General features: G+C 72.7%; 7 protein-coding genes and 1 pseudogene. 4 read left to right on the top strand and 4 right to left on the bottom strand.

The window, feature by feature from the left end; all coding sequences use genetic code 11:
• Positions 1-244, top strand: a pseudogene (locus tag NBZ83_RS27050) (polysaccharide biosynthesis protein); the annotation flags it as partial.
• Between the two features lie 144 nt (positions 245-388).
• Positions 389-2767 (top strand): hypothetical protein, encoded by a 2379-nt coding sequence (locus tag NBZ83_RS27045; protein WP_308203283.1) that lies wholly within the window; start codon positions 389-391, stop codon positions 2765-2767.
• Between the two features lie 3 nt (positions 2768-2770).
• Here NBZ83_RS27045 and NBZ83_RS27040 read toward each other — a convergent pair whose 3' ends face one another.
• Together NBZ83_RS27040 and NBZ83_RS27035 are read right to left on the bottom strand one after the other, a co-directional pair.
• Positions 2771-3259 (bottom strand): GNAT family N-acetyltransferase, encoded by a 489-nt coding sequence (locus NBZ83_RS27040; RefSeq protein WP_261565424.1) that lies wholly within the window; start codon positions 3257-3259, stop codon positions 2771-2773.
• A gap of 61 nt (positions 3260-3320) precedes the next feature.
• Positions 3321-3590 (bottom strand): type II toxin-antitoxin system TacA family antitoxin, encoded by a 270-nt coding sequence (locus tag NBZ83_RS27035; protein ID WP_261565423.1) that lies wholly within the window; start codon positions 3588-3590, stop codon positions 3321-3323.
• 123 nt (positions 3591-3713) lie between these two features.
• Between NBZ83_RS27035 and NBZ83_RS27030 the strand changes: the two genes are divergently transcribed.
• Positions 3714-4511 (top strand): aldo/keto reductase, encoded by a 798-nt coding sequence (locus NBZ83_RS27030; protein WP_261565422.1) that lies wholly within the window; start codon positions 3714-3716, stop codon positions 4509-4511.
• A 75-nt stretch (positions 4512-4586) separates the two neighbouring features.
• Here NBZ83_RS27030 and NBZ83_RS27025 read toward each other — a convergent pair whose 3' ends face one another.
• The gene (locus tag NBZ83_RS27025; RefSeq protein WP_261565421.1) at positions 4587-5372 is read right to left on the bottom strand and encodes a DUF2705 family protein; all 786 of its coding nucleotides are present in this window, start codon (positions 5370-5372) and stop codon (positions 4587-4589) included.
• Complete coding sequence (locus NBZ83_RS27020) at positions 5369-6547, bottom strand: ABC transporter ATP-binding protein (RefSeq protein ID WP_261565420.1); 1179 nt, start codon at positions 6545-6547, stop codon at positions 5369-5371. Before NBZ83_RS27020 ends, NBZ83_RS27025 begins: the two co-directional genes overlap by 4 nt.
• A 519-nt stretch (positions 6548-7066) precedes the next feature.
• Between NBZ83_RS27020 and NBZ83_RS27015 the strand changes: the two genes are divergently transcribed.
• A partial coding sequence (locus NBZ83_RS27015) for a PP2C family protein-serine/threonine phosphatase (protein ID WP_261576045.1) occupies positions 7067-8331 on the top strand: 1265 nt, incomplete at its 3' end.

Raw genomic sequence — 8331 nt, 5'->3', positions numbered from 1 at the left:
GGCGACGACGGGGGCGTTGGTCTCGGCGGGCGGGGGTTCGATGGCGACGGCCACCGCGGCGCTCGTCGCCGAGTCGGTGACCGCGCTCGCGGTCGGGCTGCTCGTGGTCCAGCTCCATCACGCCGACCGGCAGGCGGCCCGCGGGACGGTCATGGATGACGGGCGGGGGGGCGAGGATGCGCCGCGCGGCGCCGCGTCGATCAGTGAAGCCAGACCTGAGGAAGGCTTTCCCGCGCCGGTCTAGGCGCCCCCGGACGGGCGTGGACCTTAGACCGTGTCCGATATGTCGTTCTAATCCGTCGGGTACGGTCGTCCTACTCGGCCGGGGGTCCCCCCACCCACCGGCCTTGAGAGGCCCCACCGGCGTTGAGAGGCGAGGCCACCGCACATGCCAGCCAAGATCCGTTCGGATGCCGACGGCGGTGAGCGCGGGCGCACCACAGTCGGCAGATATGGCCGTCGTCGCGGCAGGGACGCCCACGACGGCCGTGACCGCGCAAGCCATTCCGACGCCGCGGCTCCGGACGCCCCTGACACCGGCGCCGACGCCGCCGGCCCGCATGCCGCCTCGGACGCTGCCGGCCCGGCCGTCGGCGCCCCGGACGCTGCGGCGCCGGCCGGCGAGACCGGGGATCGCGGCCCCACCGGCCGGGGCGGCCTTCCCGCCAACCACGGCACCAACGACCACGGCACCAACGACCACGGCACCAACGACCACGGCACCGACGACCACGACACTCTGCCCGGCCGTGGCAAGCAGGTCCGGATCGGTAGGCAGGTCCGTTTCGGGAAGAGCCATGCCGACAGCGCCAGCGACAGCGACGACGGCGGTGCGGGCAGCCATGACCATGACACCCTGCCGGGCCGTGCCCGTATCCCCATCGGCGGTGACCCCGACCCTTCCGAACACGGTCGCCGTGCCCGCCGCCGGGGCCGGGCCGGTCGGCGTGACCATGCAGCCGAGGCCACCTGGATCGGCGCCGCCGAGCTGCCCGGCGCCGACCCGCCGAAGGGCCCGCCCGAGCCGAGCGCGGCTGCGGACGGCGCCGGCGCCGCGGGCCCGGAGCGCACCCGGCCGAGTCGCCGCCGACTGCTCGTGACCGCCGCTGGGCTCGGCGCGGCCGCGGGTGGCGGGCTCATCGCCGGGCGGCTGCTGTCGTCGGAGGGGTCGGTGCCAGGCGGTCTGCCCCGGGGCCAGCCGTCCGCCCCGGTCGGTGGGGTCACCGCCGGCCCCTCGGTTCCGGCCGGCTCGGTGACGAGGCTGCCGGAGAACCTGCTGACCATCTACGGCGCGCCCGGCTCCTTCGGAGAGTTCGACAGCGGCCAGTCGACGGTCCGGGTCACGGAGGTGCCCGGGTGGGGCTTCGGACCCGGCCAGGCCGCGTTCATGTCCGCGGTGGCGGCCGACGGCACCGTGTTCGTGACGACCACGCCGTTCTCCGACGACCAGTCGAAGCTGACCGGCACCGACATGGAGATCGAGGTCTTCGAGCCGGACATCGAGCGATTCACCCGGCTGGTGATCCCGTCGACGAAAGGCCGGCTGAGCCTGCCCCGGCTCGATCCGATCTACCGCGGTGTCGGGGGCGGGGACACCTCCGACGTGATCGTCGGCCCCGGCCCGGACGGCGCCCAGCGAGTGCTGTTCACCTCGCTGATGCCGTACTTCGGCTGGAACACGGCCCTGGACGGGGAGCTGCCGAGCGTGGGCCAGCTGCGCCGGGACCAGCAGAGCCAACGGTGGGTGTACGACCAGGAGGAGTCCTGGACAGCGGCGCAGCTCGCCACGACGGCCCCGCCGTACGTCGCCGCGCAGGCCTTCCCGGTGCTCGGGCCGTTGCAGCCGCGTTCCTCGCGCGGGCCGTCGTCCATCGCGCGCCTGCCGCGCAGTGGGCACCTCGTCATCACCCAGTACCTGGGCAAGGGCGCCGGTGGAACTGACAACGGGGCGCTGCTCGTCGTCGACCCCGCCGGCCACGTCCTGGCGCACTGGCAGTATCCGGAGGTCCGGCCGCTGGGCATCGGGCTTGTCGTCAACCCGCGGGAGGTCGTCGCCGATCCGACCAGCGAACCGGACGACGAGCGGTTCGTCCTGATCAGCGACGTGCGGGGTCTGGATTACAGCACCCAGCCGTTCCCGATCCAGGAATTCTCCTACTCGGCGTCGCGCGGCAGCATCACCCCGTGCAGCACCGCGGTGCGCGCCGTTCAGGACGGCTCCCGGATGGAGTCCGCCGTGTTCGGCGCCGACGGCACGCTCTACGTGGCGCGGACGAAGATCGACGGCCTGCGCGCGGAAACCGTCGCCGTCTACCCGAAGCTCGGCCGCGAGCGCGGCCTGGTGACCCGCACGCCGGCGACCGGCAACTGGCCGGTGGACACCTGGGGCATCGCGAACCAGCCCGACTACCTGGTGGCCGGCACCGACCAGGGTGGGCTGGTCCGCAGCATCACCCTCGACCCACGGACCGGCGCGGTCCTGCTGGCCGGCCTCGACGGCCTGGTGCAGGTCGTGCGGCCGGCGGGGCGCGGCACGCGGATGACCTTCCGCACCGGGCAGCCCATCGACGTGGGGCTGAACATGCTGCGCGGCCCGTCGACCCGCTACGTCGGCGTGCGCCGCGGCGCGATCGACCCGCTGCGGCGCAGCCTGTGGCTGCCCGTCAACCAGATGGTGCTCGACGGTCTGCCCTGGCCCTACCCGCCGTTCAAGCTCGACCAGTGGCTGATGCGGGTCGACCTCGACGTCCTGCTCGGCGAAGACTGACGCTCAGCCGGCCGCCGCGGCGCGCAGCGGCAGCGCCAGCAGATGGGAATCGAACCGGGCGTCGCGGAAGCCGAGGTGACGGTAGAAGTCGCGCCCGGGTACCCGCCTGGCATGGGCGAGCAGCAGGGGCAGCCCGACCATGCGATGCACGGTGAGTGAGCGCATCACCGCGTCGCGAACGAGCCGGGCGCCAATCCCGCGGCCCTGGTGGCGCAGGTCGACGGCGAGCCGGCCGATGAACATGGCCGCGACCGGCTCGGTCGGCCGCCGCGAGCGCCGGCGCGAGCCGGGAATGCGTTCCACGGCGGCCGTCGCCAGGCAGTAGTAGCCGGCGATCCTGCCGGCATCGAGGATCACGAACGTGTTCGTGGTCCGGTCCTGCTGGTGTTCGAGGGCGTGATGGCGCAGCCAACCGTCGAGCAGGTCGTCCCCACTGTTGAAGATCGTGCGATCCATCGCCTCGGTCAGGGCCGCAGGCTTGGTCGAGGGCACGGCGTGACATCCTTCTTGCCGGGTCGGGGGCGCGGTCGGGAGGCGGTGAACGGTGAGCGGACTACTCCGCGCCCGGCTCGTCGTCGAGCAGCCGGCGCAGCCGGGGGGCGTCCGCCGACGGAGCGTCGAGCAGCGCCTCGAAGGCGCTCCAGTCCGTGTCCGGCACGCGGAACAACCGCCGGTCGGCCAGCACCTCCTGGGCGTACCGCTTCATCGCCTCGACGGCGAAATCCTCGAGGGACATGCCCTCACCCTCCGCGGCGGAACGGATGAGGCCCGCGGAGTCCGCAGGCAACTGCACGGCGAGTCTGTCGTCCCTGGCGGCACTCATGCTGGCAGTCTGCTCTCCGCGCGTCCGGGTCCGCTCGCTGGGTCTGCACCATCGTGACAGAAAGGACCGCGCGCCGTGCCGCCTTCGCCCGTTCCCACCGTCCCCCTCGCCCATGGTGCCCGGATGCCACAGCTCGGGCTCGGAACCTGGCCGCTGGATGATCGCGCGGTCGCCGGCGTCGTCGAGCAGGCGATCGGGCTGGGCTACCGACTGATCGACACCGCCCACAACTACGGCAACGAGAAGGGGGTGGGCGCCGGCATGCGCGGCGCCGGGGTGGCCCGCGAGGAGCTGTTCGTCACGACGAAGTTCAACAAGCGTTCGCACAGCGTGCGGGGGGTGCGTCGGGCGGTCGCGGAGAGCACCCGGCGGATGGGGCTCGACTACGTCGACCTGCTGCTCATCCACTGGCCCAACCCGTGGCGGGACCGGTATGTCGCCGCCTGGCAGGGCCTGATCGAGCTGCTGAAGGACGGCCAGGTGCGGGCCGTCGGCGTGTCGAACTTCAAGCCGGCCCACCTGGACCGGCTGCTCGCCGAGACCGGGGTGGCCCCCGACGTCAACCAGATCCAGCTCGACCCGCGACTCGGCCGGGACGCGGTCCGCGCCTACCACGCCGAGCACGGCATCGTCACCGAGGCGTGGAGCCCGTTGGGCGCCGGCACCGGCCTGCTCGATGAACCAGTCATCACCCGTATCGCCGCCACGCACGGTCGCAGTCCCGCGCAGATCGTGCTGCGCTGGCACGTCGAGCTCGGCGTGGTGGCGGTGCCGAAGTCGGCCAGCCCGGCTCGGCTGGCGGAGAACATCGACGTCTTCGGCTTCAGCCTCACCGCCGAGGAGATCGCGGCCATCTCCGGCCTGGACCGCGGCGCCGCCGGCGAGGCCGACGCCCTGGACTCCGACGTCTTCGGGCACTGACGTCTTTGGTCACTGACGTCTTTGGTCACTGACGTCTTCGGGCATCGGCATCTGGCGGCCGCCGCCGCGGGGCGGTCAGGCGGTCATGTCCCGCTTTCGGAAGATCACCAGGGTGAGCAGCAGCATGACGCCCGCGTAGAGCGCCCCGCGCAGCAGAGCGTCGGCGTAAGGCATGGCGTATGCGGCGCCACCGGTGGCGATCTCCTGCATGAGCTGGACCGGCAGCCAGGAATGCGCCGGACGGTAGATGCGCGAGATCAGCATCTCCACCGGAAGTGCGTAGGCCAGCGCGACGGCGATCGCGGCCGCCGGCCCGCGCAGCAGGATCGCGGCCAGCGCCCCGATCGCCGCGTACCCCAGTGAGCCGAGGCACAGGTTGACAAAGCCGGAGCCAAGCTCGGCCAGCCCTGTCCCACCGCTCCAGGCGGCGATGGACACCCCTCGGGTCGGCGCGAGCAGGAACGACAGCCCCACCGAGACGACCGTGGCTGCCGCGACGATCACGACGACAAAGGTCGACAGGGCAAGCAGCTTGCCGGCGAGCAGCCGAGCTCGGTGCGGTTGGGCGACGAGCTGGTTGCGCAGGGTGCCGTGACTGTGATCGCCGGCCAGTGACGCGGCGACCACCGACAGCGCCACCACCCCCAGCAGGATGCTGACGGCCTGCACGCCCTGGATCAGGCCGTCCGGCCGGGACAGGGCGGCGGCGGTGACCGGATCGCCGTCGAAGTCCCGGTGCCCGACGGAGAAGAAGGTCAGCACGGTACCGAGGACGGCACAGGCGACCACGGCACCGAGCGTGCCCGCAAGCAACCGAGGTCGCAGCAGGGGCACCCATTCGGCGCGGAACGCCGCGATCATGTGGCACCCCCGCGGCGGTGGGCCGGGTCGAGCCCGGCGCCCGCGGGCGGCGGCACGCTGCCGTCCGGCTCCTGCCCGGCCTGGGCGGAACGGACCAGGTCGCCGTCGATCTCCCCGGTGACGCGCAGAAACGTCTCCTCCAGGTTGGGCCGGTGGGTGCGCAGCGAGCGCAGGGTGATGCCGGCGTGCATCGCGAGCCGGTTGAGGTGGGCGGCGAGGCTCTCCGGGGCGTGCGCGGTGACGACCGGCCAGCGACCCTGGGTGGCCGAGGCGGACGGTGGGCCGCTGCGTAGATCGATCTCGACACGCAGGCCCTCGTCGTCGAGCAGCCCGGCAAGCCGGCGCGCGTCGGCATCGTGCTCGGGGATCAGCAGAATGCGAGGATCCTCGGCCGCGAGCAGGTCGGTGACATGCCCCTGAAACAGCATTCGGCCGCCGTTGATCATGACGAGGTGATCGCAGATCTGCTCGACTTCGGTAAGCAGATGGCTGGAGACGAAGACGGTGATCCCCCCGCCGGCGAGCTGGCCGAGCAGCGCCCGGATCTCCCGGATGCCCGCCGGGTCCAGCCCGTTCGTCGGCTCGTCCAGGATGAGCAGGCACGGGTCGGGCAGCAGGGCCGCGGCGATGCCCAGGCGCTGCTTCATCCCGAGCGAGTACGAGCTGAATCGGTCGTCGGCCCGTTCGCCCAGGCCCACCTGCCCGAGGACCTCCTCGACGCGGCGCTGCCGGCGGGCCCGGTGCCAGCCACCGATCCCGCGCAGAATCGCGAGCTGATCGAGGTTGCGCCGGCCTGACAGGCCCGGGTGAAAGGTCGGGCCCTCGATCATCGCGCCGACTCGGTGCAGGTAGCGGTCCGGCTCGGTGATCGGTTCGCCCAGGACGTGCCCGTGCCCGGCGGAGGGCCGCAGGAGGCCCAGCAACATCCGCAGCGTGGTGGACTTGCCGGCGCCGTTCGGCCCGACGAAGCCGGACAGCGCCCCGCGGGGCACCTGGAGGTCGAGATGGTCGACGGCCCGCCGGGTGCCGTAGCGCTTGGTCAACCCGCGGGTCCAGATCGCCGTGTCGGAGCGGGCCACGCCCGCCGCACCGTCCATGACGGCCGGCGAGGCGGCCGGTGGGTCGGCCGGGCGGTGGTGTGCGTGGGCCGGGCCGATGGCCGAACCGGAATTCATCCTTGTGCTGCTCCCACCCTGTGTGTCGAAATGCCCTCGGCTGGGGCGCCCCGCGACGACGAGCGTCGGTCGTGCGACCGGGGCGGCCCGGGTGCGCTCGCGGCCTGGTCGGGTGACGTGCGCTCGCGGAAGTCAGGGGGCGCCACGTCCACGGATGCCAACGACCCGCCCGTGGGCGGGGTTCCGGCTCCGTGGCTCCATTCTGTGCTTTCCCGCCGACGGAGCTCGTCACGCGCCGGGTTCGACGAGGATGTTAAAAACACTTTTTTCCTGCTATTGCCGGCCGAGTCCGCCTTTTGCGCCGGAGGCCGTCGGGGTGGTTTTCTGGCAGCCGACACGGCGGCGGCGTCGGTGATGTTCCGGTGCCCGGGTCGTTTTCCTTTTGGGCTGACGGGGTGTGCCCGGTCCGTCCGGTCGCGGCCACGGGCCGCCCGCCGGGAGATCGGGTCGATCACTCGGGACCTGGGGTCCTGGTCACCCGCCACAACCCGCCCCCGACGGGTGGACGACAATCCTGGCGTGAGCGAAACGGCTGGCCTCCGGCGCGGCATCCGGACGCTGACGTTGCTCGCGAGCATCGCGATCATCATGATGCTCGTGCTGGCCGTGGCCTCCGCGCTGCGGTCGCGCAACGCCGCCGCCGAGCGGGGCAAGCATCTGGACCCGGCGGCCACGACCACCGCGATGCTCCTCGCCGAGTTCGTCGATCAGGAAAGCGCACTGCGCGGTTACATCGCGACCCGCGACCGCGGCTTCCTGACGCCGTTCGACGACTCCGAGCGCTCGGTTCCCGTGCTCACGGCACGACTGGATGATCTACTGGCCGACCTCCCTGACCTGCGGGCGCAGCGGACCCGGGTGGATGCCGCCTACGGGATCTGGCGGCACGACGTCGTCGAACCGGAGCTGGCCGCGATGGCCCGCGGCGACGTGGCCGAGGCCGCCGGGATCGTCCGTGCGAGCGCGCGGCGCGACTTCGACGAGCTGCGCCGTCAGGCCGCCCGTCTCGCCGATCAGATCGACCGCGAGCAGGTCGAGGCGTCCGGCCGGGTCGAGAGCGCTTCCGTGCTGCTGCTGAGCTCGCTCGCCAGCGCGATGTTCGTCATCCTCGGTGTCCTGGTGACCCTCATGGTTGTGCTGCGCCGCTGGCTGCTGCGTCCGATCGGCGCCCTGCAGCGCTCGGTCAACGCCGTCGCGGCCGGCCGTTACGACACGCGGATCCCCTTGGTGGGCCCGGCGGAGATCGTGGCCCTCGCGGCCGACGTCGAGACGATGCGCGCCCAGCTCGTGCGCCTCGTGCGGCAGAACGAGCGGTCCTGGGAGGCCCTCGCGCAGCAGGGACCCGCCGTCATCGCGCTGCGCGACGCGCTCACCCCCTCGCTGCTGCGCGCCCGCGGGCTGATGCTGCACGGCCGGGTCGATCCGGCACAGGGGGAGCTCGCGGGGGACTGGTACGACGCCTTCGAGTTGCCCGACGGGTGCGTCGCCGTGGTCGTGGGCGACGTTTCCGGCCACGGCGCCGCCGCGGGCGTCTTCGCCCTGCGGCTCAAGCAGCTTCTCGACGCCGCGCTGTCCACCCGCGTGGGCCCGGCGGCCGCGGTGGAATGGGCGGTGGAGAACCTCGGTGAGACCGAGGAGATGTTCGCCACCGCCATCATCGCCGTCATCGATCCGCGCAGCGGGGAACTGCACTATGTCAACGCCGGCCACCCCGACGCGCTGCTGCTGCGCCGGGCCGGGCCGGCCAGGGCGATGACCGCCCCGGCCCTCCCGCCGTTCGGCGC

It is taken from the genome of Frankia gtarii, from assembly GCF_025403375.1.
Taxonomy (GTDB): domain Bacteria; phylum Actinomycetota; class Actinomycetes; order Frankiales; family Frankiaceae; genus Frankia; species Frankia gtarii.
The sequence above is the reverse complement of the archived record's forward strand: the minus strand, read 5'-3'. Positions and strand labels throughout refer to the sequence as shown.

Excerpts from the sequence above, each read along its gene's own strand:
- NBZ83_RS27045 (WP_308203283.1), top strand. The coding sequence starts at position 389 with ATGCCAGCCAAGATCCGTTCGGATGCCGACGGCGGTGAGCGCGGGCGC.
- NBZ83_RS27035 (WP_261565423.1), bottom strand. The coding sequence starts at position 3,590 with ATGAGTGCCGCCAGGGACGACAGACTCGCCGTGCAGTTGCCTGCGGAC.
- NBZ83_RS27030 (WP_261565422.1), top strand. The coding sequence starts at position 3,714 with ATGCCACAGCTCGGGCTCGGAACCTGGCCGCTGGATGATCGCGCGGTC.
- NBZ83_RS27025 (WP_261565421.1), bottom strand. The coding sequence starts at position 5,372 with ATGATCGCGGCGTTCCGCGCCGAATGGGTGCCCCTGCTGCGACCTCGG.
- NBZ83_RS27020 (WP_261565420.1), bottom strand. The coding sequence starts at position 6,547 with ATGAATTCCGGTTCGGCCATCGGCCCGGCCCACGCACACCACCGCCCG.